The following is a 20,220-nucleotide window of genomic DNA, read 5'->3' as shown; positions in this document are numbered from 1 at the left end:
CGGGCCATCCCAAAGCCACCCGAACGAAGGAGAGCACCATGACCATTGCCGTCGGCGACAAGCTGCCACAAGCCAAGTTCAAGGAAAAGACCGCTGAAGGCCCGATCGAGGTCACCACGGAACAGCTCTTCAAGGGCAAGCGCGTGGTGCTGTTCGCCGTGCCGGGCGCATTCACGCCCACCTGCACGTTGAACCACCTGCCCGGCTATCTCGAAAACCGCGACACCATCCTTGCCCGCGGGATCGACGACATCGCCGTGATCGCCATCAACGACTGGCATGTGATGGGTGCCTGGGCGGAGCATACCGGCGGGTTCGGCAAGATCCACTTCCTCGCGGATTTCGACGGCGCCTTCACCAAGGCGGTCGGCCTCGATACGGACCTTTCCGGCGGCGGGCTCGGCGTTCGCTCCAAGCGCTATTCCATGCTGGTGGAAGACGGCGTGGTGAAGTCGCTCAACATCGAGGAAAGCCCCGGCCAGGCAACCGTTTCCAGCGCCGCGACGATGCTCGAGCAGATCTGAGCGTCGCCTCGATACCCAAGGGTCCGCGAGGAAAGTTGCCGCCGCAATAGCGCGCCCCCCTCATCCGGTCCTTCGGACCACCTTCTCCCCACAGGGGAGAAGGATCACACCGCGAGATCGAAAACCAGCAGGCCGGCGAGCCCTCCGTCGGTCGCGCTGACGATGCGCTCTCCGACCGCCATATGCTCCGGATGCTCGAGATAGGCGTCGCGAGCCTCCGGGCTTTCGAAAGTCACCACAAATCCATCCACGAAACCGCCGTTCAACCCTTCCGGCGAAATATTCGGCCCATATTTCACGTCGACCATGCCGGGAACGACCTGTTTCAGGGCGGCAACGGCATCGTAAAGCGCCTGCTTGTCGGCCGCCTGCATGGATGCCTTGAAGCGAAGAAACACGCAATGAAGGATCATAGTCCCTGCCTCCCGATCTTTTTGCGGCAGAATAGTAGCTGACGGCGCGAGCGCAACTGGAGATCAGGCGATTTCCAGAAGCAGTGCGCGGTGATCCGAAACCTCAGGCTCGGCGACCACCTCAAAGCGGGCAATCTCGACATCCGGCGTGGTCAGCAGATAATCCGCATATCGGCCTTCCTTCGGATACCAGGAGGTGCGCGTATTGGTGAAGCCGCGCGTGGTGACGAGTTCGGTGAGACCGAGTTCGCCGAGGATCGCAAATGTCTCGCTATGCGGCAGCACGTTGAAATCGCCGCAGACGACCAGGCCCTCACCCGGCTGCCAGACCTGCCGCACAAGTTTCACCAGCGCATGCGCCTGGGCCAGACGCGCCGGGGTGTCGCCCTTGCCGGCGGGATCGCGGAGGCCATGAAGCTGCACAATGGTAACGGACTTTTCTATCCCGTAGCTGAAGACGCGGATGCCGTGGGCATTGCGCGAGCGGGGGTGATCTCCCCAGCCATTTGCTCCGAACATACCATGTATGAAGCCGAGCGCCTGGCCTATGACCGGATGCGATTTCCTGACGAAGGTGGCGAGACCGAATTCGGAGGCGACGACCTCCTCGCCATCGAAAAGATCGCCGCGGGCGACCGGCGCGAAGAAGGCTTCGTGATCGGGAAGTGCCGTCCGCACCTCGTMGAACAGGTTGGCGCGCTGCGGCAGCACGAGCGACCCGTCGCGATAGGCGAGCCATTCGTGGCCCCGTGAGGGCGTGCGCGTCACTTCCTGCAGGCAGAGCACGTCCGCATCGATCTGCGGAAGATAGCGCATCAGCGGCTCGTGGACCCGGCCGCCCCAGGCATTCAGGGAGAGGATGCGAAACGGCATCCGCGCTTACTCCGGCCGGTGCGTGGAGATGATCATCATCATCGGCCGGTCCATCTCCTCCGCGAGGGCAGGGATTTCGGCAAGCAATTCCGGAGAGGGATGCCATTCCACCAGGCGATCGAACACGAAGCCGGCATCAATGAGCGTGTTGAGCGTCGTGCCGAGCGTGCGGTGATATTTGACGACACCCTTGGCGAGCCAGTCGGTGGTGCGCTTGCCCTCGACCGAATAGCCGTCGATCGGCCATGTCCTGCGGCCCGCTTCGTCCGTCCGGAAACCCGGCTGTGTGGGCGCCATGTAGATCGGGTGTTCGATGGTGAAGACGAAGCTTCCGCCGGGAACCAGCGAATCGTAAACCTGCCGAACCATTCGCCCGAAATCCTCCAGATAGTGGAAGGCGAGCGAACTGTAGACGAGATCGAAGGAGGCTTGCGGAAGCTCGACATGCTCGAGATCGGCAATCTCGTACCGAACCGCAGGATCGCTGGTTTCCGCTCGCGCCCTGGCGATCATGTTCTGCGAAAGGTCGAGGCCAAGCACGGAGGTCGCCCCCTCGCCCGCTGCGAATCGGCAGAACCAGCCGAAGCCGCAGCCGAGATCGAGGACGCGCAGGCCCTTCAGCGCCGGCAGTTGCGCCTGGATGGACGGCCACTCCGGCGCGCCGGCAAGGCCATGCACCGAACGGGGAAGCTGGCTATAGCCTTCGAAGAATTCCTGCTTGTCGTAGATATTCTGCGCCATGCTCTTATTCCTCCATCAGCCCTTCTTCTTGAACGGCGCCATGCCCAGGCGGGCGAGTTCATCGGCCCGCTCGTTCTCCGGATGGCCGGCATGCCCCTTTACCCAGTGCAGCGTAACCTTGTGCTTGTTGCGCGCTTCCTCGAGCTGCTGCCAGAGTTCGGCATTCTTCACGGGCTTCTTGTCAGCGGTCTTCCAGCCGTTCCTCTTCCAGCCGAAAATCCACTTGGAGATGCCGTCCTTCACATAGGCGCTGTCCGTATAGAGGTCTACCTCGCAGGGCGCTTTCAGCGCGTTCAGCGCCTGGATCGCAGCCATCAGCTCCATGCGGTTGTTGGTCGTCTCGGCCTCGCCGCCGAACATCTCCTTCTCCGCCTCGCCATAACGCAGGATGGCACCCCAACCGCCGGGGCCGGGATTGCCGGAGCAGGCGCCGTCGGTGAAAATTTCCACATGCTTCATGATCCGGCCATCTCCGGGGCCAGCCCGTATTCCGCGCTGGACGCGATCTGACGGTGGAAGCGCAGCTTGCGCAGATATTCCAGCGGGTCCTTTTTGACCACCAGCGCCCCGGCCGGCGTCGTCAGCCAGTCGTAGAGGCGGGTCAGGAAGAAACGCAAGGCCGAGCCGCGCGACAGCACAGGCAGAGCGGCGATCTCGGCTTCGGACAATGGGCGGACGCTGCAATAGCCTTCCAGCAGGGCCGAGCCCTTGGTGATGTTGTAGGAGCCGTCCTTCTCGAAGCACCAGGCGTTCAGGCAGATCGAAACATCATAGGCCAGCACGTCGTTGCAGGCGAAGTAGAAGTCGATCAGACCGGAAAGCCGGTCGCCCAGGAAGAAGACGTTATCCTGGAAAAGATCGGCATGGATGACGCCTGCCGGCAGATCGCTCGGCCAGTTCACGGCCAGGAAATCCAGCTCGGCCGCGATCTCCCCCTGCAGACCGGTTTCGACCTCATCGGCGCGCCCAGCGGATTTCGCCCAGAGCTGTTGCCAGCCTTCCAGTGAGAGCGCGTTCGGCCGCTCGATCGTAAAATCCGCGCCGGCGAGATGCATGCCCGCAAGCGCCTTACCCACCTCACGGCAATGCTTTGCCTCCGGCTTCCTCAGCCACATGCCCTCCAGGAAAGAGATGAGCGCAGCCGGCCGGCCGGAAAGCTCGCCCAGAAGAGCGCCATCCCGGCGCGGCAGGGGCAGCGGGCAGGAAAGGCCCTTCGAGGCGAGATGCTGCATCAGACCGAGGAAGAAGGGCAGGTCGGCCTTCTCCACGCGCTTCTCGTAGAGCGTCAGGATCAGCGGATCGCGGGTGGTGTGGAGCAGGAAGTTCGAGTTCTCGACGCCCTCGGCAATGTCCTTATAGGAAGTGAGCTCGCCGACATCGTATTCGGTGAGGAAGCGCTTCAGCTCGTCTTCGGTAATATCGGTGTAAACGGCCACGATGATCTCTTAAATTTCTTTGAATTCGGAAGCGCTGCCCCGCCCTGCGCTATGGCTCCGGGCGTTCGTCGCTGAAATCGATTCACTGGATCGATTTCACCGGCTTCGCCGGACCGCTCCTCACCCATTGACCCAGGCCATGTCTTCCCGGGTCAGCGGAACGCCGCGCAGTTCCCGGTTGACCAGGAAGTTCTCGTTCTCTTCCGCCGTGATCGCCAGTTCCACCTGCGCGTTGAAGCGTTCGCGGAAGGCATCGATGATCTCGTCGACGATCACTTCCGGCGCGGAAGCTCCCGCCGAAATGCCGAGCGTGCCGATCTCGCCGATCTCGTCCCAATCCAGTTCCGAGGCGCGCTGGACGAGAAGCGAGCGCTTGGCACCGGCGCGCAGCGCGACCTCGACCAGCCGCTTGGAATTGGAAGAATTCGGCGCGCCGACAACGATGAAGAGATCGCAGCCGGGAGCCGCCTCCTTCACCGCTTCCTGCCGGTTGGTGGTCGCGTAGCAGATCGAGTCGGCGGCCGGAGCCTGGATGTTCGGGAAACGCTCCTGCAGCTTGGCGATGACGCCGGCCGTATCATCCACGGAAAGGGTCGTCTGCGTGACGAAGCCGAGAGTGTCCGGATCGGCGGGTTGATAGGCCTCGGCATCCTCGACGGTTTCGATCAGCGAGACCGCGCCTTCCGGCAGCTGCCCCATCGTGCCGATCACTTCCGGATGACCGGCATGACCGATCAGAACGACATGGCGACCGAGTCGCTGATGGCGCATGGCCTGCTTGTGAACCTTGGAGACCAGCGGGCACGTGGCATCGAGATAGAAAAGGTTGCGCGCCTGGGCATCCTCGGGAACGGATTTCGGCACGCCGTGGGCGGAAAACACGACCGGCTGCTCGCGATGCTCGGCGGGGATCTCATCGAGCTCCTCGACGAAGATCGCGCCCTTCGCCTCCAATCCCTCGACCACATAGCGGTTGTGGACGATCTCGTGGCGGACATAAACCGGGGCGCCATAGGCCTTCAGCGCCAGCACGACGATCTGGATGGCGCGATCGACACCGGCGCAGAAGCCGCGCGGCCCGCAAAGCCTGATCGTGAGCGCCGGTTTGGTGACCTGAATGTTCATTCCCGTTCCGTCGTTAGTTATATGCGCTCCATATAGGCGAGCCAATCCGGCCCCGCCAAGGAAAATATTGCTCAAAGCTCTGCGTCGCCGGAACGCCTGCGCTTCCACCAGACGCCGAAGACGACCGCGAGAAGGGCTGCCGCCAGCCCATACCACGTCACCGCATATTGCAGGTGGTTGTTGGGGAGTTCGAACTGGGTAACGCCCCCCTCAGGCCAGCCGCCGGGGCTTTTCGCCGAGGCATCCGCATCAACGAAGAAGGGCAGGACTCGTGAAGCGTCGAGGCCGGCACTCGACGTCATGAGATCGAGATCCTTCCAGTAGAAGATGTTCTTGGTGATATCGTTATCCGGCACCAGCGAGGAGGGCTTTTGCGAAAGCCGCGCCCGCGCATAACCCGTAACCGTCACCTCRCCGGGGATCTCGCCTTCCGCGCGCGTCGAAGGCTCCTTCATCTCGTAGGGAACGAAGCCGCGGTTGACGAACAGCACCCGGCCATCGGCAAGCGTCATCGGGGTATAGACATAGAAGCCGGTGCGGCCCTCATGCGTGGCGAAGAAGTGCCGCTCACGCGCATGGTCGAAACTGCCGGTCACCGAGACGGTGCGATATTCGATATCGCCGCCGGCCTTTTCGATCTCCTCGATCTCGGCCACCGTGACGGGCGGGGCGGTGCGGCGCTCGGCGATATCGGCAAGCAGCCTCTCCTTCCAGTGAAGGCGCTGCACCTGCCATGTGCCGAGTGACAGAAGGATCGCCAGCGCGAGGATGACCGCGCCGATCGTCACGATGGATTTCCACCGGCTGGCGGTCACGGCCGCGCCGCCATCCCTTGCGTTCGTCCTATCCTTCACGGCCATGTCGTCATCCCAATTCCCGAAAGCAGAAAGGGCGGCCCAAAGCCGCCCTCCCGATAGTTTTGGATTCCCGTTCAGTGGGCGATCGGAGCGCCCCAGCCACCCCAGATATAGATGGAGAAGAACAGGAAGAGCCAGACCACGTCGACGAAGTGCCAGTACCAGGCGGCAGCTTCGAAGCCGAAGTGATGGGTCGGCGTGAAGCCGCCGCGAATGGCGCGCAGCAGGCAGACGGCCAGGAAGATCGTACCGATCAGCACGTGGAAGCCGTGGAAGCCCGTCGCCATGAAGAAGGTCGCGCCATAGATCGAGTTGGAGAATTCGAAGGGCGCGTGGGCATATTCGTAGGCCTGCACGAAGGAGAACAGGATGCCGAGGGCGACCGTGAGCGCAAGACCGGTGACCAGGCCCTTGCGGTCGTTATGCAGCAGGGCGTGGTGAGCCCAGGTCACGCAGGTGCCGGAAAGCAGCAGGATGACGGTGTTGTAGAGCGGCAGGTGCCAGGGATCGAGAACTTCGATGCCCTGCGGCGGCCATTGGCCACCGGTCGCCTGCACGCGGGATGCCTGGATCGCCTCGTTGGTGAAGAGGCTCGCATCGAAGAAGGCCCAGAACCAGGCGACGAAGAACATCACCTCGGAGGCGATGAACATGATCATGCCGTAGCGCAGGTGAAGCGAAACCACGCGGGTATGGTGCCCTTCGCGGCCTTCCTTGATGGTGTCGGACCACCAGCCGATCATCGTGTAGAGGATGATGGCAAGGCCCATGTAGAACAGCCACGGGGTGGCAAGGTTCACGCCGAACAGGTTGAACTGGCCACCGTGCAGGTAGCGCATGTAGCCGACACCGCCGAAGGTGATGATGAAGGCGCCGATCGAGGCCAGAAGCGGCCACGGGCTCGGATCGATGATGTGGTAGTCGTGATTTTTCTGATGCGCTTCGGCCATGTCAGAATCCCCGATGAATGCCTGCTTCGCCGGAAACCGGCGAACCCTCTACTCTAAAGTTTCCCGTCTCCTCCCTTACCCTTTTCCGGCAGCGCAGCCACAGGCTTGGACGGTTCGCTGGGGTAGAAGGTATAGGAAAGCGTTATCGTCTTGATGTTCTTCGTCTCTTCCGCCTTGGTGATCTCCGGATCGACGAAGAACAGCACCGGCATTTCCAGGGTCTCCCCCGGCTGCAGCGTCGTTTCCGTGAAGCAGAAGCACTGCACCTTGTTGAAATAGGCGCCGGCTTCCATGGGCGTCACGTTGAAGACTGCCGTGCCGGTGGTCGGAGAGGAAGAGCGGTTGGTGGCGGTGAAATTGACCTGCACGGTCTCRCCGATCTTCGGCTCGATCGCCTGCGCCGCCTTGAAATCCCAGTTCAGGCCGCTCGACGTGTTCGCATCGAAGGTTACGYGCATCGTCTGGTCGAGGATCGTATCGGAAAACTGCTCGACGCGCTGGGTCGTGCCGTTATAGCCGGTGACCTGGCAGAACAGCCGGTAGAGCGGCACGGCCGCATAGGCCGCGCCCACCATGGCGGCCACGAAGACGACGCAGGCGATCAGGATCGTGCCGTTGCCGACCTGCTTTCTGCCGCTGCCTTGAGCCATTTCCGCCATGTTCACCTCCCGTCCCGTCAGTTTCCGAGCCCGCCGATCTTCACCAGCGTAATGACATAGAAAAGCACGACGAGCGCGGCGAGCACGACGCCGAGCGCGACATTGCGGTTGCGCCGCGACTTCTTCTGAGCATCGCTCGGCTTTACGGTATCGATCATAGCGCACCTCCCGCGAGGTTCAGAAGCCCTCCGGCCAGACGATCGACCAGAAGAGCGGAGAAGATCGCGAACAGATAGAAGACCGAATAGGCGAACATCTTCTTCGCCGCGATCATCTTCTCATCGCCGTCGGGCATGCGCCGGACGGCGCTGGAACAGTAGATGAAGATGGCGCCGAGCACGGCGGCAAACGCACCGTATGCCCATCCGGCAAGCCCCGTGACGGCCGGCGCGATGGCAGTCAGCGCGGTCAGCACCGCATAAACGAGGATCTGGTTCTTCGTGGATGCCTCGCCGGCGACGTTCGGCATCATCGGAATACCGACGGAGCCGTAGTCGCGCATCTTGAAGAGCGCGAGCGCCCAGAAATGCGCGGGCGTCCACAGGAAGATGATGAGAAACAGCAGCACGCTGTCGAAGGAGACGCCGCCCGYCACGCAGGCCCAGCCGATCATCGGCGGGAAGGCGCCGGAGGCGCCGCCGATGACGATGTTCTGCGGCGTCGAGCGCTTCAGCCACATCGTGTAGACGACGGCATAGAAGAAGATGGTGAAGGCAAGCAGGCCGGCTGCGAACCAGTTCACCGCAAGGCCGAGGATGACGACCGAGAAAACCGAGAGCGTGAGCCCGAAGGCGAGCGCTTCCTGCGGCAGGATACGGCCGGCCGGAATGGGGCGCTTGGCGGTGCGGCTCATAACCGCGTCGATATCGGCATCATACCACATGTTCAGCGCGCCGGAGGCCCCTGCCCCCACCGCGATGCAGAGAACGGAGATGAAGCCGAGCACCGGATTGATGTGGCCGGGCGCCAGGATCAGGCCGGCAAACGCCGTGAAGACCACGAGCGACATCACCCGCGGCTTCAGAAGTTCGAAGAAATCACGCGCACCGGCTTCCGACAGGCGCGAGCCCGCTTCGGTGCCGAGTACCTCGTGATTGTCGATGACCGTCATTGATCCGTCCTACTTCATGTTTCAGGGCATCGCGGATGCCGCGACGCCCTTATTCGACGACCGCCGCTTACTTGATGCGCGGCAGCTGTTCCCACTRGTGGAACGGCGGCGGCGAAGAAAGCTGCCATTCCAGCGTGCTCGCACCCTCGCCCCACGGATTGTCGCCCGCAACGCGCTTCTTGGCGAAGGCTTCCCACACCATGAAGAGGAAGATCAGGACGCCGACGAAGGAAACGTASGAGCCGATGGAGGACACGTAGTTCCAGCCGGCGAACGCATCCGGGTAGTCGATGTAGCGGCGCGGCATGCCGGCAAGGCCGAGGAAGTGCTGCGGGAAGAACACGAGGTTCACGCCGATGAACATCACCCAGAAATGCAGGTTGCCGAGAGTTTCGGAATACATGTAGCCGCTCATCTTCGGGAACCAGTAGTACCAGGCCGCGAAGATGGCGAAGACCGCGCCGAGCGACAGTACGTAGTGGAAGTGAGCCACGACGTAGTAGGTGTCATGCAGCGAGCGGTCGAGGCCGGCATTGGCGAGCTGAACGCCCGTGACGCCGCCGACCGTGAACAGGAAGATGAAGCCGATCGCCCAGATCATCGGGGTGCGGAAGGAGAGCGAACCGCCCCACATCGTCGCGATCCACGAGAAGATCTTGATGCCGGTCGGAACGGCGATAACCATGGTGGCGAAGACGAAGTAGCGCTGCGCGTCGAGCGACAGGCCGACCGTGTACATGTGGTGGGCCCAGACGATGAAGCCGACGGCGCCGATCGCGACCATGGCGTAAGCCATGCCGAGGTAACCGAACACCGGCTTCTTCGAGAAGGTCGAAACGATGTGGCTGATGATGCCGAAGCCCGGCAGGATCAGGATATAGACTTCCGGGTGACCGAAGAACCAGAACAGGTGCTGGTAGAGGATCGGGTCRCCGCCGCCTTCCGGCGCGAAGAAGGTCGTGCCGAAATTGCGGTCGGTCAGAAGCATGGTGATGGCGCCTGCAAGCACCGGCAGCGAAAGCAGGAGCAGGAAGGCGGTGACCAGCACGGACCAGGCGAAGAGCGGCATCTTGTGCAGCGTCATGCCCGGAGCGCGCATGTTCAGGATCGTGGTGATGAAATTGATGGCACCGAGGATCGAGGAAGCACCCGAAACGTGCAGCGCGAAGATCRCCAGATCCACCGCGGGGCCCGGCATGCCGGTCGAGGAGAACGGCGGATAGAGCGTCCAGCCRCCGCCGACGCCGTATGCGCCCGCCGGGCCCTCGACGAACATCGAGAGCAGCAGCAGCAGGAACGCGGGCGGCAGAAGCCAGAACGAAATGTTGTTGAGGCGCGGGAAAGCCATGTCCGGCGCGCCGATCATGATCGGGATCATCCAGTTGGCGAAACCGCCGATGAGGGCCGGCATGACCATGAAGAAGATCATCACCAGCGCGTGCGCGGTGGTGAAGACGTTGAACATGTGCTTGCCGCCGTCGATCGCGGCGTCACCCTGGAAACCGTAGACCATCGAGGCCAGACCGTGGAAGATCTGGATGCCGGGCTCCTGCAACTCCATGCGCATGGCGACCGACATGAGGCCGCCGATGATGCCGGCCATGATGGCGAACATCAGGTAGAGCGTGCCGATGTCCTTGTGGTTCGTGGACAGGAACCAGCGGGTGAAGAAACCCGGCTTGTGATCGTGGTGGTCATGGGCATGCGCGTCATCGTGAGAGGTGCGGGCATGAGCGTGATCGTCGTGAGCGGAATGTCCAGCCATTGTCCTCACTCCTCTTATTACTTGGATTCGGTTTCGGCGACGAGAACGGCCGGCTTGCCGCCGTCGACCGAAGCCATCAGAGCGCGGTTCGCGGCAGGCACGTCGGATGCAGCCGTCGCGAGCCAGGTCGCATACTGCTCATCCGAAACGACGCGGATCGCGATCGGCATGAAGGCATGGTCCTTGCCGCAGAGTTCGGAACACTGGCCGTAATAGAGGCCCTCCTTCTCCGCATGGAACCAGGTCTCGTTCAGACGGCCGGGAACGGCGTCGATCTTGAGCCCGAAGGCCGGCATCGCGAATGCGTGGATGACATCGGTCGGCGCCGCGGTCACGAGCAGGCGGACCGTCTTGTTGACCGGCACGACCATTTCATTGTCGACGGCGAGGAGGCGCGGATAGGCAGCCTTGTCTTCCTTGCCGGCGGCGGCGCGATCTTCGTCCTTCAGCAGGTAGGAATCGAAAGAAACCGGATTTTCGCCACCTTCGTACTCATAGCTCCAGAGCCACTGGGTGGCGGTCGCCTTGATCGTCAGATCGGGGTTCTGCGGGATCTGAAGCTGGGCGTTGAGAAGATTGAAGGAAGGAATGGCCAGGAAGAAGAGAATCAGGACCGGACCGATGGTCCAGACGATCTCGATCATCGTGTTGTGGCTCGTGCGCGAGGGAACCGGGTTGGCGCTCGCGCGGAACTTCAGCACTACATAGATAAGCAGCGCCAGGACCAGCAAGGTGACGGGAACGATGAACCAGAGCGTATATTGCTCGAACCAGCGGATTTCCCGCATGATCGGCGTCGCCGCCTGCTGCAGACCCATCTGCCAGTCCACAGGCTTGTCCGCCGCCGCGGCGGACGCAAAGAGCAGACAGATGAGCCCCGTCATCACTGCATAAGCTCTGTTCATCGCTATTTTCTCCCCATGCGCTTGATCTGGATCAATCCAACGCAGAATCCAAGGTATATAATCCTGCTTCAATCACAGTTTTCCGGCCGCCGCAATATCTGCCCCGACATGCCCGTGCGGCATTTTTGCGCTCCCTCCACCCTGCGGCTGAAGCAGCACGCGGGCGCCTTCTACTCCTATCCGCGGCAGGACGAAACCGTCTGCGGGTCCCATTTTCGCCGCACTCGACTGGAATGAGAGCGGGACTTTCATTTCTGCTGCGGAGCGACAAAATAGCCGCACTGATTCGCCAGCCAGAGGTTTCCATGCGTCGTTCCCTGCTTCTCAGCGCCTGTCTTGCCGCCGCGATTACGGCAGCATCGCCGTTTTCGGCGCTCGCCCAGCAAGCGCCGACGCCGCAGCCCTCGCCCGGCGCGACGCAGAACCCCGCCCAGCGCCCGGCGCCGCAGCCTTCCGCGCAGCAGCCAGGGAACGTGCGCGCGAACCACGGCGCCTGGTCCGTCATCTGCGACAAGCCGGCCGGCGCCTCCGTCGAGCAATGCGCGCTGATGCAGAACGTGATCGCCGAGGACCGCCCGGAAGTCGGCCTTTCGGTCGTCGTACTGAAGACCGCCGACCGAAAGTCCAAGATCCTGCGCATCCTCGCGCCGCTCGGCGTACTCCTGAAGGACGGCATGGAGCTCTATGTCGACAACAACAATATCGGCCGCGCCTATTTCACCCGCTGCTTCTCCGAGGGCTGCTATGTGGAAGTGGAGATCGACGACGAGCTGATGCGGATCCTGCGCGCCGGCAAGAACGCCGTCTTCGCATTGCGTGAGTCGGTCGATCAGGACCGCGTCGGCATTCCAGTGGAACTCGCGGGCTTCGCCCAGGGTTACGACGCGCTTCCCTGACGCCGGTTGCCGAAGGCTTGCTTCCTGCCGGAGCCGGACCTACATCGCAGGTTTCAAGGACAAGCCGGCGCCTTCGCGGCACAGGAGCATTTTCATGAATACCGACCTTCTCAACCTGTTCGACTGTGACGAGGCCAGGCTGCGAAACCTGCTTTCCGAGACGCTCTCCGGCGCCGACGATGGTGAGCTCTTCGTGGAACATGCCCAGGCGGAATCGCTGACCTTCGATAACGGCCGGCTGAAGGGCGGCTCCTTCAACACCGACCAGGGTTTTGGCCTGCGCGCCGTTGCCGGCGAAGCGGTGGGTTATGCGCATGCGGGCGAGCTTTCCGCAGCCGCCCTTTCCCGCGCCTCGGATGCGGTGCGCGCCGTGACGGCCGGCTATTCCGGCTCCTATGCGGCCGCCCCCCAGCGCAGCAACAAGAAATATTACGGCGACGAAAACCCGATCGGCAGCCCGAGCTTCGAGGAAAAGGTAAAGCTGCTGACCGATATCGACGCCTATCTGCGCGGCAAGGACGACAGGGTTCGCCAGGTGACGGCAACCGTCTCGGCGAGCTGGCAGGTGGTCGATATCCTGCGCGCCGACGGGCACCGCGTGCACGACGTGCGGCCGATGACCCGCATCAACATCTCCGTCGTGGTCGGCCAGGGCGACCGGCAGGAATCCGGCACATTCGGCACCGGCGGACGTATCGGCTTCGGCGATTTCGTGATCGGCGGCAATTGGCAGACCGGCGCCAATGAGGCGCTGCGCCAGGCGCTCGTCAACCTCGAAGCCATCGATGCGCCGGCCGGCACGATGGATGTCGTGCTCGGCTCCGGCTGGCCGGGCGTCATGCTGCACGAGGCGGTGGGCCACGGGCTGGAAGGCGATTTCAATCGCAAGAAGACATCGGCATTCGCCGGCCTGCTCGGCGAGATGGTGGCTGCTCCCGGCGTCACCGTCGTCGACGACGGCACGATCGACAACCGCCGCGGCTCTATCACCATCGACGACGAGGGAACGCCCTCCGGCTACAACGTGCTGATCGAGAACGGCAGGCTCACCGGCTACATGCAGGACCGACAAAACGCGCGGCTGATGGGCATGAAGCCGACCGGCAACGGCCGCCGGCAGGGTTACGCACATGTACCGATGCCGCGCATGACCAATACCTACATGCTCGGCGGCGACAAGACGCCGGAAGAGATCATCTCTTCGGTGAAGAAGGGCATCTATGCCGTCTCCTTCGGCGGCGGACAGGTGGACATCACGTCCGGCAAGTTCGTGTTCGGCTGCACCGAGGCCTATATGATCGAAAACGGCAGAATAGGTCCGGCGATCAAGGGCGCCATGCTGATCGGCAACGGGCCGGAGGCCATGAAACGCGTGTCCATGGTCGGCAACGACATGAAGCTCGATACCGGCGTCGGCAATTGCGGCAAGGGCGGCCAGTGGGTGCCCGTCGGCGTCGGCCAGCCGCACCTGAGGATGGATCAAGTGACGGTGGGCGGAACGAAAGCGTGAGCGCGGTCGAAATCCGGACCTTCGCGGAAGGCGATCGGGAAGGTGTTCTCAAAGTCATCCTGCCGATCCAGCGGGAGGAATTCGGCATTGCCATCACGGCAGACGACCAGCCGGACCTCGCTGCCATTCCTGAATTCTACCAGTCCGGGACCGGAGAGTTCTGGGTTGCCATGCTCGACGGGCAGATTGTCGGGACCGTAGGGCTCAAGGACATCGGGAATAATCAAGCAGCGCTACGCAAGATGTTCGTCGCCGAAGCCGTCCGTGGCCGCGAGCATGGCGTCGCTGCACGGCTGCTGGAAGCGCTTCTCGGCCATGCACGCCATGAGGGTATAACCGAGATATTCCTCGGCACGACCGATAAGTTCCTCTCCGCCCATCGCTTCTATGAAAAGAACGGGTTTGCCGAGATCGGACACAGCGCCCTTCCCGCTGCTTTCCCGGTGATGGCTGTCGACARCAAATTTTATCGCCGCCGGGTGGCGTGATTGCGCCTGAGGGGACGATTAATACCAGCCCGCTTCATCCTCCATCCGGCTTGAACAGCCATTTCCGCTCGATCGCAGCAGCAAGATCCAGGCGGTTGTCGTGCGCGAAAAGCAGGATGTGACCCAAGAGATCGGCGGTCTCGTCAGCGAGATCGCGATGAAGCTCCTCGTCACTTCTGCCTTTCCTTCTTCCCCTTCCCGTCGCCCGGTTCCACGCCTGGGTCAACTCCCCTACTTCTTCCTGTACCTTCAGCAAAAACCAATCCGGATCGCGCATGATGCCGTTGGCCTCGGCATAATCCGCGGAGGCTGCCTCGAACTGCACGCTCAATCTTTCCAGCATCAGAGTTCCTCTTTTGTTCATGAAGACAACACACCGATTCTCGAAAGCTGTCGAGCGTCACGAGGCAGTTCAGCGTCAGGCCAAATGCTTTTCTCATCTGCAAGCTTGACATGGACGCCCGACTTTCCGCAGCTACAGCGTGTAACATGCCAGCCCAGAGTTCCTTCACCCATGCCTTCCGAAAACGTCCTTTCTGCATTTCTGGGAACGATCCTCCCCGGCCATGCGCCCGGTCAGATCGCCTTTCTCCTGGTTTCCGCCGTCGTCGCAGGGCTGGCGCGCGGTTTTTCGGGCTTCGGCGGCGCGCTGATTTTCGTGCCTCTCGCGGGCGCGGCCACGAGCCCGCAGATCGCCGCCGCCCTGCTGCTCATCATCGACAGCGTGATGACGCTCGGCATGGTGCCGGCCGGCTGGCGTCAGGCAAACCGGCGCGAAGTGGCAACCATGCTGATCGGCGCGACGGTGGGCGTACCGCTCGGCACGACACTGCTCGCGCTTGCTCCGCCGGTCACGCTGCGCTGGATCATCTCGGGCGTCGTTCTCAGCCTGCTCGCCTTCCTGATCTCGGGCTGGCGGTATCATGGGCGTCCTAAAACGGCGCTGACGATCGGTGTTGGCGGCATTGCGGGACTCTTCGGGGGCGCGGCGCAGATGTCCGGACCACCGGTCGTCGCCTATTGGCTCGGCGGCGCCATTCCGRCCGCGACCGTGCGGGCAAATCTCGTCCTCTATTTCGCGCTCGCGACCTGCATTTCGATCTCCGCCTATCTTTTCGGTGGCCTGCTGACGCGGGAAGTGCTGATGCTTGCCTTGCTGACCGGGCCCGCCTACGGGCTCGGGCTTTATACCGGCTCGCAGCTCTTCGGCCTGGCGGACGAGGCGACCTTCCGCAGGGCCTGCTTCTTTCTCATCGCCTCGGCCGCCCTGATCGGTCTTCCCCTCTTCGACGGCTGGCGCTGATTTCGGGGACCTTAGTCAAGGTTTAAGACACTCAGGCGTAGGTTCCGCTGTCTTGAAGAATACGGGCGCGTGACCGCAACGGGGCACATGATCGACAGGGTGYATGCCATTTGGCGCCGTGACGTTAAGCGCCGGCTGATTGCCGGCGGGCTCGACGTCGCCGCCCTTCTCGCCCGGGCCGGCGTGCTCAACCAGGCGCGCGGCAGAGGCGCGATTTTCACGCTCCACCACGTTCGTCCCCACAAGCCGCGTCCTCTCGAACCGAGCATGCATCTGGAGGTGACGCCCGAGTTCCTCGAGGCGGCAATCGTCCGGCTGGCCAGGGAGGACTACGAATTCGTCCCCCTCTCCGAGATACCGTCACGGCTGCGCTCGCCGGGACAACGTCGCTTCGCCGCCTTCACCCTCGATGACGGCTATCGCAACAATGCCGAGCATGCGCTTCCGGTCTTTGCGCGGCATCAGGTGCCCTTTACCGTATTCGTGACGCGYGGCTTTGCCGAACGCACCCACTCGCTCTGGTGGGAAACGCTTGCAGAACTCCTCGGCCGACTCGACGAGGCAAGCTTCGATTTCGGTGGTGGGCCGGAGAAGCTCGACCTTTCGACCGAGGCGCGCAAGTTCGATGCCTTCGACCGCTTCTCTCATTACATCGCCGGAAAGAACGAGGCGGCAGCCGTCGCGGAACTCGACGGGCTTGCCCGAAGCCATGGGGTCGATCCGCTCGGCATTACGGCGGAACTCGTCATGGACGGCGAAGAGTTGCGCAGGCTCGCGGCCCATACCCTCGCATCGCTCGGYGCGCACACGATCAGTCACCGCGCGATCAGCCGGCTTTCCGCCGAGGAGGCGGCGCGGGAGATGCGGCAATCGGCCGACTGGCTGGAAAAACTGACCGGCAAACGGCCCCAGACACTTGCCTTTCCCTACGGCACACGGGAAGCAGTATCCACCCGAGACGAGGCGATCGCCCGAGAACTCGGATTTTCTATCGCGGTGACGACACAGCCAGRCACGCTGGACGGCAAGAATGCCGATAGCCCGACCGGCCTGCCGAGGATATCCCTCAACGGCTACTATCAGCAGCCCCGCTATGTCTCGGCGCTCGCTTCGGGGATACCGTTTGCGATCGGCGGCCGCTGACACCCGTTATCCACAGGAAATCAGGGATACATCCGTACCTTTTCCCAGGGGCCGTCCGGATGGGCCCGCCGGAACTCGATGCGGTCGTGGAGCCGGAACGAACGATCGTGCCAGAACTCGATGGAAACCGGCTTGATGCGGAATCCGGACCAATGGGGCGGACGCGGAATATCGCCGATGGCGTAACGGGCGGTATATTCCGCCACCGCCTTCTCCAATGCGAAGCGGCCCTCCAGCGGACGGGACTGTTTCGAGGCCCAAGCGCCGATGCGGCTTCCGCGCGGCCGGGAGCGATAATAGGCATCGGCCTCTTCGTCGGTCACGACCTCGACCTCTCCCCGGAGACGCACCTGCCTTCGTAGCGATTTCCAATGAAAGCACATCGCCGCCTTCTTCTGCCCGAGGATTTCGCGGCCCTTCTGGCTTTCGAAATTCGTGTAGAAGACGAAGCCGTTCTCGTCATAGCCCTTGAGCAGCACCATGCRCACATTGGGCAGGCCATTTTCATCCACCGTCGCCAACGCTACCGCGTTGGGATCGTTGGTTTCGGAAGCCTCCGCCTCCTTCAGCCAGGCGCCGAACAGGGCGAAAGGCTCAGTCTCCTCGGTGAAGTCACCGGATGTTAACCCGCTCTCGGACATATTGACTTAAATGCTCCTAATCTGATCATTGCCCGTGACTCGTTGCCGGACAGGGACACCAGAAGACGTGATAGCAAAGTCGAAGAGCCGCACAAAGGGGTCGCTCCCGTTCTGCCTCAGGGCGCTTGCGATAGCCGCGGTAGGCTTCTCCCTTGCCGGCTGCACCAGCAGCATGGACCTTTTCGGCGGCGTCAAGCGGGTGGATCGTTCGATCGCGACCGGAACCGTTCCCGTGCCGGCAAGTTCCGGCGTCAAACTTTCCGACGAGGCGACCGTCCGCAATGCGGTGACCTCGGCCGATCTCGCCAGACTCGGCTCCAATCCGGTTCCCTGGGCCAATACCGCAACCGGCAGCGCCGGCGTGGTTTCCTCCATCCGGGAGGCCCGCAATGACGGGCACGTCTGCCGCTACTTCACCACCACGCGCCATTCCTACGAAGGCATTGCCCGGTTCAATGGACAGGCATGCCTCACGGGCACCGGCGACTGGTTGCTGACGGCCTTCGACAGGCTGTAACGCTTTCTTTACCCTGTCCGCGATTGGCCGTCGGCGGCAAAGCCGGCGTAACACCTGATTCACGAGTGCCTTGATAGCCTCCGGGAAAGCAGGCACCGCGTCCCGAATACGAGGCGGGGCGAGGACTGCGTGAGTAATGAGTATCGGGGGTTCGGGTTTCCTGCGCGAGCCCGCCGCCCGGAGCGACCGGTGAAGAAGATGCGCGATCCCTATTCCGTACTCGGCGTGAAACAGAACGCCGATGCCGACGAGATCAAGGCCGCCTGGAGAGCAAAGGCGAAATCGGCCCATCCCGACCGAAACCGGGACGATCCTTCCGCCACGACGCGTTTCGCGGAGCTTGGCCAGGCCTACGAGGTGCTGAAGGACCCGGAGCGGCGGCAGCGCTACGACCGGGTCGCCGAGATGCAGCAGACGATCATGCAGCAGCGCGAAGCCACACTCCGGGCGGCCGAGCGCGCCAAGGCCGCCCGCGCCAATGCCGAAAAGGTGATGGAGGAACTGGCCAGGGCCGACGCTCGCCGCGCCCAAACCCAAAGTCAGATGCACGGTCAGACGCAGGGCCAGGCCGCCGGCAGCGGCACCGAATCGGCCGAGGAGATGATCGAGCGCATCTTCGGCTCCGCCTATACCGGCAAGACGGAAGACCAGGGCAAGCCGCAACCGCAGGGACAGGCAACAAGCGGCCAGGCTGCGGACGAGCCGTTCGAGAGCGCCAATTTTCCAGCTCCGGAAACCGGCATGCGGACGGATGCCGAGCAGAAGACCCCGGCGGTCCTACAGGCCGTCGATCTCATCGCATCGCTGGTCCGGCGCATTCGCGGCACGGCACCCGCGCTGGAAAAGGCGCCCGACCTCACCGCCGAGGCGACCGTGACGATCGACGATCTGCTGAAGCAGAACTGGGCGGTCGTGCAGCTTACCGACGAGCGCGAGGTGCGCTTTCCCCTCGAAGCCGGCATGACAGCCGGGCATATGCTGCGCCTGAAGAGCCAGGGGCTGAAGCTTCCCAACATGCAGCGCGGCGATCTGGTCGTCACGCTGAAGATCGCGCCGGACAAGGATTTCCGCGTCGAAGGCTTCGATATCCACACGATCCTGCCRATCTCGCTGGAGGACGCGGTCCTCGGGGCGGAGGCGGAGCTTGCAACCCCGGAAGGCACGCAGACGATAGCCGTGCCGGCGTGGTCGGGCTCCGATCGCTCGGTCAGGCTCGAAGGGCTCGGCCTGCCGAATGATTCGAACGGCCGCGGAGATCTCGTCGTGGAACTCAGGGTGCTGCTCTGGGATCAACCTAACGACAAGGTGACAGACCTCATGCGCCACATGCGCGAAGGTCTCTATATCTGAGCTCCGCGCCACCCCCCCGTTGTTTTCAGGGCCCCGGCGCCAGCATCCCCGTTGCGCACCCTTTGTTACCACAGCTTACACGAGATGATCTGCGCACGCTTGAACCGATTAGCTGCCTATGCCATAGGCAGCTTTCGAATTGAGCATAGCTCTTCACGAGTTTCAGGGGACTTAGCATGGTTCAGGCATCCGGCCTCATGGCAGGCAAACGCGGCATCATCATGGGGGTTGCGAACAACCGTTCCATCGCGTGGGGGATAGCGAAGGCCATCCACGAACAGGGCGGCRAAATCGCCTTCACCTATCAGGGCGATGCCCTGAAGAAGCGCGTCGAGCCGCTGGCGGCCGAAATCGGCGCCATGCTGGCGGGCGATTGCGACGTTTCCGACGAAGCATCGATCGATGCGGTTTTCGAAAACATCGAAAAGCAATGGGGCAAGATCGACTTCCTCGTGCACGCCATCGGCTTTTCCGACAAGGACGAGCTGACCGGCCGCTATGTCGATACGACGCCGGCGAATTTCGCAAAGACAATGCAGATTTCGGTCTATTCCTTCACCTCCGTTGCCCGCCGTGCGGAAAAGCTGATGACCGATGGCGGTTCGATGCTGACGCTCACCTATTACGGCGCGGAAAAGGTGATGCCGAACTATAACGTCATGGGCGTGGCGAAGGCCGCACTCGAAGCGAGCGTCAAGTATCTGGCGGTCGACCTCGGCCCGAAGAACATCCGTGTCAACGCGATCTCCGCCGGACCAATCAAGACGCTTGCCGCATCCGGCATCGGCGACTTCCGCTACATTCTCAAGTGGAACGAGTACAACGCGCCGCTGCGCCGTACCGTCAGCATCGAGGAAGTGGGCGATGTCGGCCTGTACATGCTTTCGGATCTGTCGCGCTCGGTGACCGGCGAAACGCATCATGCAGACAGCGGCTATCACGTCGTCGGCATGAAAGCCGTCGATGCGCCGGACATCTCGGTCATCAAGGATTGATCGAAACCAGGGAAGTCA

General features: G+C 62.6%; 24 protein-coding genes. 9 read left to right on the top strand and 15 right to left on the bottom strand.

All coding sequences use genetic code 11. The features are described 5' to 3' along the window. The first annotated feature begins 38 nt into the window (after nt 1-38). Nucleotides 39-524: a peroxiredoxin gene (locus LCM4573_RS25650; RefSeq protein WP_071009422.1), complete on the top strand. Its 486-nt coding sequence runs from the start codon at nt 39-41 to the stop codon at nt 522-524. A 104-nt stretch (nt 525-628) separates the two neighbouring features. Here the strand turns inward: LCM4573_RS25650 and LCM4573_RS25645 are convergent, their stop codons facing one another. From LCM4573_RS25645 to coxB, 13 genes are all read right to left on the bottom strand, one after another. Further along, a complete protein-coding gene (locus LCM4573_RS25645) occupies nt 629-937 on the bottom strand; it encodes a Dabb family protein (protein WP_071009421.1) in 309 nt (102 codons plus the stop codon). A 63-nt stretch (nt 938-1,000) separates the two neighbouring features. Continuing rightward, entirely contained in the window at nt 1,001-1,810 is an 810-nt protein-coding gene (locus LCM4573_RS25640; protein WP_071009420.1) for an endonuclease/exonuclease/phosphatase family protein, read from the bottom strand. Nucleotides 1,811-1,816: 6 nt separating this feature from the next. Then, nucleotides 1,817-2,551, bottom strand: a complete 735-nt coding sequence (locus LCM4573_RS25635; protein ID WP_071009419.1) for a bifunctional 2-polyprenyl-6-hydroxyphenol methylase/3-demethylubiquinol 3-O-methyltransferase UbiG — start codon at nt 2,549-2,551, stop codon at nt 1,817-1,819. A gap of 15 nt (nt 2,552-2,566) precedes the next feature. Then, on the bottom strand, nt 2,567-3,010 hold the full coding sequence (gene rnhA / locus LCM4573_RS25630) for a ribonuclease HI (RefSeq protein ID WP_071009418.1): 444 nt from the start codon (nt 3,008-3,010) through the stop codon (nt 2,567-2,569). Further along, nucleotides 3,007-3,987: a homoserine kinase gene (locus LCM4573_RS25625; RefSeq protein WP_071009417.1), complete on the bottom strand. Its 981-nt coding sequence runs from the start codon at nt 3,985-3,987 to the stop codon at nt 3,007-3,009. The genes rnhA and LCM4573_RS25625 overlap by 4 nt, the downstream gene beginning before the upstream one ends. Before the next feature lie 120 nt (nt 3,988-4,107). Further along, the gene (ispH, locus tag LCM4573_RS25620) at nt 4,108-5,112 is read right to left on the bottom strand and encodes a 4-hydroxy-3-methylbut-2-enyl diphosphate reductase (RefSeq protein ID WP_071009416.1); all 1,005 of its coding nucleotides are present in this window, start codon (nt 5,110-5,112) and stop codon (nt 4,108-4,110) included. 71 nt (nt 5,113-5,183) lie between these two features. Further along, a complete protein-coding gene (locus tag LCM4573_RS25615; protein ID WP_083347629.1) occupies nt 5,184-5,972 on the bottom strand; it encodes an SURF1 family protein in 789 nt (262 codons plus the stop codon). A 71-nt stretch (nt 5,973-6,043) separates the two neighbouring features. Next, nucleotides 6,044-6,919, bottom strand: coding sequence for a cytochrome c oxidase subunit 3 (locus LCM4573_RS25610; protein ID WP_071009415.1), 876 nt, complete (start codon nt 6,917-6,919; stop codon nt 6,044-6,046). A 53-nt stretch (nt 6,920-6,972) separates the two neighbouring features. Next, the gene (locus tag LCM4573_RS25605; protein ID WP_071009414.1) at nt 6,973-7,578 is read right to left on the bottom strand and encodes a cytochrome c oxidase assembly protein; all 606 of its coding nucleotides are present in this window, start codon (nt 7,576-7,578) and stop codon (nt 6,973-6,975) included. A 17-nt stretch (nt 7,579-7,595) separates the two neighbouring features. Further along, nucleotides 7,596-7,736 carry a hypothetical protein gene (locus tag LCM4573_RS28170; RefSeq protein WP_157895537.1) on the bottom strand — a complete coding sequence of 47 codons (141 nt, stop codon included), beginning with the start codon at nt 7,734-7,736 and terminating at the stop codon, nt 7,596-7,598. After that, nucleotides 7,733-8,689 (bottom strand): heme o synthase, encoded by a 957-nt coding sequence (locus tag LCM4573_RS25600; RefSeq protein ID WP_071009413.1) that lies wholly within the window; start codon nt 8,687-8,689, stop codon nt 7,733-7,735. The genes LCM4573_RS28170 and LCM4573_RS25600 overlap by 4 nt, the downstream gene beginning before the upstream one ends. Before the next feature lie 67 nt (nt 8,690-8,756). Continuing rightward, entirely contained in the window at nt 8,757-10,454 is a 1,698-nt protein-coding gene (gene ctaD, locus LCM4573_RS25595; protein ID WP_071009412.1) for a cytochrome c oxidase subunit I, read from the bottom strand. Between the two features lie 17 nt (nt 10,455-10,471). Next, nucleotides 10,472-11,359: a cytochrome c oxidase subunit II gene (coxB, locus tag LCM4573_RS25590; protein WP_071009411.1), complete on the bottom strand. Its 888-nt coding sequence runs from the start codon at nt 11,357-11,359 to the stop codon at nt 10,472-10,474. 281 nt (nt 11,360-11,640) lie between these two features. On the opposite strand from coxB, the gene LCM4573_RS25580 reads away from it, so the two are divergent. The 3 genes from LCM4573_RS25580 to LCM4573_RS25570 all read left to right on the top strand — a co-directional run bounded on the left by LCM4573_RS25580 (nt 11,641) and on the right by LCM4573_RS25570 (nt 14,253). Beyond that, nucleotides 11,641-12,255, top strand: coding sequence for an invasion associated locus B family protein (locus LCM4573_RS25580; RefSeq protein WP_407071771.1), 615 nt, complete (start codon nt 11,641-11,643; stop codon nt 12,253-12,255). Nucleotides 12,256-12,349: 94 nt separating this feature from the next. Further along, nucleotides 12,350-13,765: a metalloprotease TldD gene (gene tldD, locus LCM4573_RS25575; protein ID WP_071009408.1), complete on the top strand. Its 1,416-nt coding sequence runs from the start codon at nt 12,350-12,352 to the stop codon at nt 13,763-13,765. Then, nucleotides 13,762-14,253 (top strand): GNAT family N-acetyltransferase, encoded by a 492-nt coding sequence (locus tag LCM4573_RS25570; protein ID WP_071009407.1) that lies wholly within the window; start codon nt 13,762-13,764, stop codon nt 14,251-14,253. Before tldD ends, LCM4573_RS25570 begins: the two co-directional genes overlap by 4 nt. A gap of 34 nt (nt 14,254-14,287) precedes the next feature. Here LCM4573_RS25570 and LCM4573_RS25565 read toward each other — a convergent pair whose 3' ends face one another. Beyond that, nucleotides 14,288-14,596 carry a pyrophosphatase gene (locus LCM4573_RS25565; protein ID WP_071009585.1) on the bottom strand — a complete coding sequence of 103 codons (309 nt, stop codon included), beginning with the start codon at nt 14,594-14,596 and terminating at the stop codon, nt 14,288-14,290. A gap of 171 nt (nt 14,597-14,767) precedes the next feature. On the opposite strand from LCM4573_RS25565, the gene LCM4573_RS25560 reads away from it, so the two are divergent. After that, entirely contained in the window at nt 14,768-15,556 is a 789-nt protein-coding gene (locus tag LCM4573_RS25560) for a sulfite exporter TauE/SafE family protein (protein ID WP_071009406.1), read from the top strand. A gap of 99 nt (nt 15,557-15,655) precedes the next feature. Then, nucleotides 15,656-16,699 (top strand): polysaccharide deacetylase family protein, encoded by a 1,044-nt coding sequence (locus tag LCM4573_RS25555; RefSeq protein ID WP_198539791.1) that lies wholly within the window; start codon nt 15,656-15,658, stop codon nt 16,697-16,699. Nucleotides 16,700-16,719: 20 nt separating this feature from the next. On the opposite strand, the gene pdxH is transcribed toward LCM4573_RS25555, so the two are convergent. Continuing rightward, complete coding sequence (gene pdxH, locus LCM4573_RS25550) at nt 16,720-17,340, bottom strand: pyridoxamine 5'-phosphate oxidase (protein WP_071009404.1); 621 nt, start codon at nt 17,338-17,340, stop codon at nt 16,720-16,722. Between the two features lie 67 nt (nt 17,341-17,407). Between pdxH and LCM4573_RS25545 the strand changes: the two genes are divergently transcribed. The 3 genes from LCM4573_RS25545 to fabI all read left to right on the top strand — a co-directional run bounded on the left by LCM4573_RS25545 (nt 17,408) and on the right by fabI (nt 20,202). Beyond that, nucleotides 17,408-17,857 (top strand): RT0821/Lpp0805 family surface protein, encoded by a 450-nt coding sequence (locus LCM4573_RS25545; RefSeq protein WP_244505417.1) that lies wholly within the window; start codon nt 17,408-17,410, stop codon nt 17,855-17,857. A 198-nt stretch (nt 17,858-18,055) separates the two neighbouring features. Beyond that, complete coding sequence (locus LCM4573_RS25540) at nt 18,056-19,207, top strand: DnaJ C-terminal domain-containing protein (RefSeq protein ID WP_071009402.1); 1,152 nt, start codon at nt 18,056-18,058, stop codon at nt 19,205-19,207. Between the two features lie 176 nt (nt 19,208-19,383). Beyond that, nucleotides 19,384-20,202, top strand: a complete 819-nt coding sequence (gene fabI, locus LCM4573_RS25535; protein WP_071009401.1) for an enoyl-ACP reductase FabI — start codon at nt 19,384-19,386, stop codon at nt 20,200-20,202. Nucleotides 20,203-20,220: the final 18 nt, after the last annotated feature.

This window comes from Rhizobium sp. LCM 4573 (assembly GCF_001854865.1).
In the GTDB taxonomy this organism is placed as follows: domain Bacteria; phylum Pseudomonadota; class Alphaproteobacteria; order Rhizobiales; family Rhizobiaceae; genus Neorhizobium.
The sequence above is the reverse complement of the archived record's forward strand: the minus strand, read 5'-3'. Positions and strand labels throughout refer to the sequence as shown.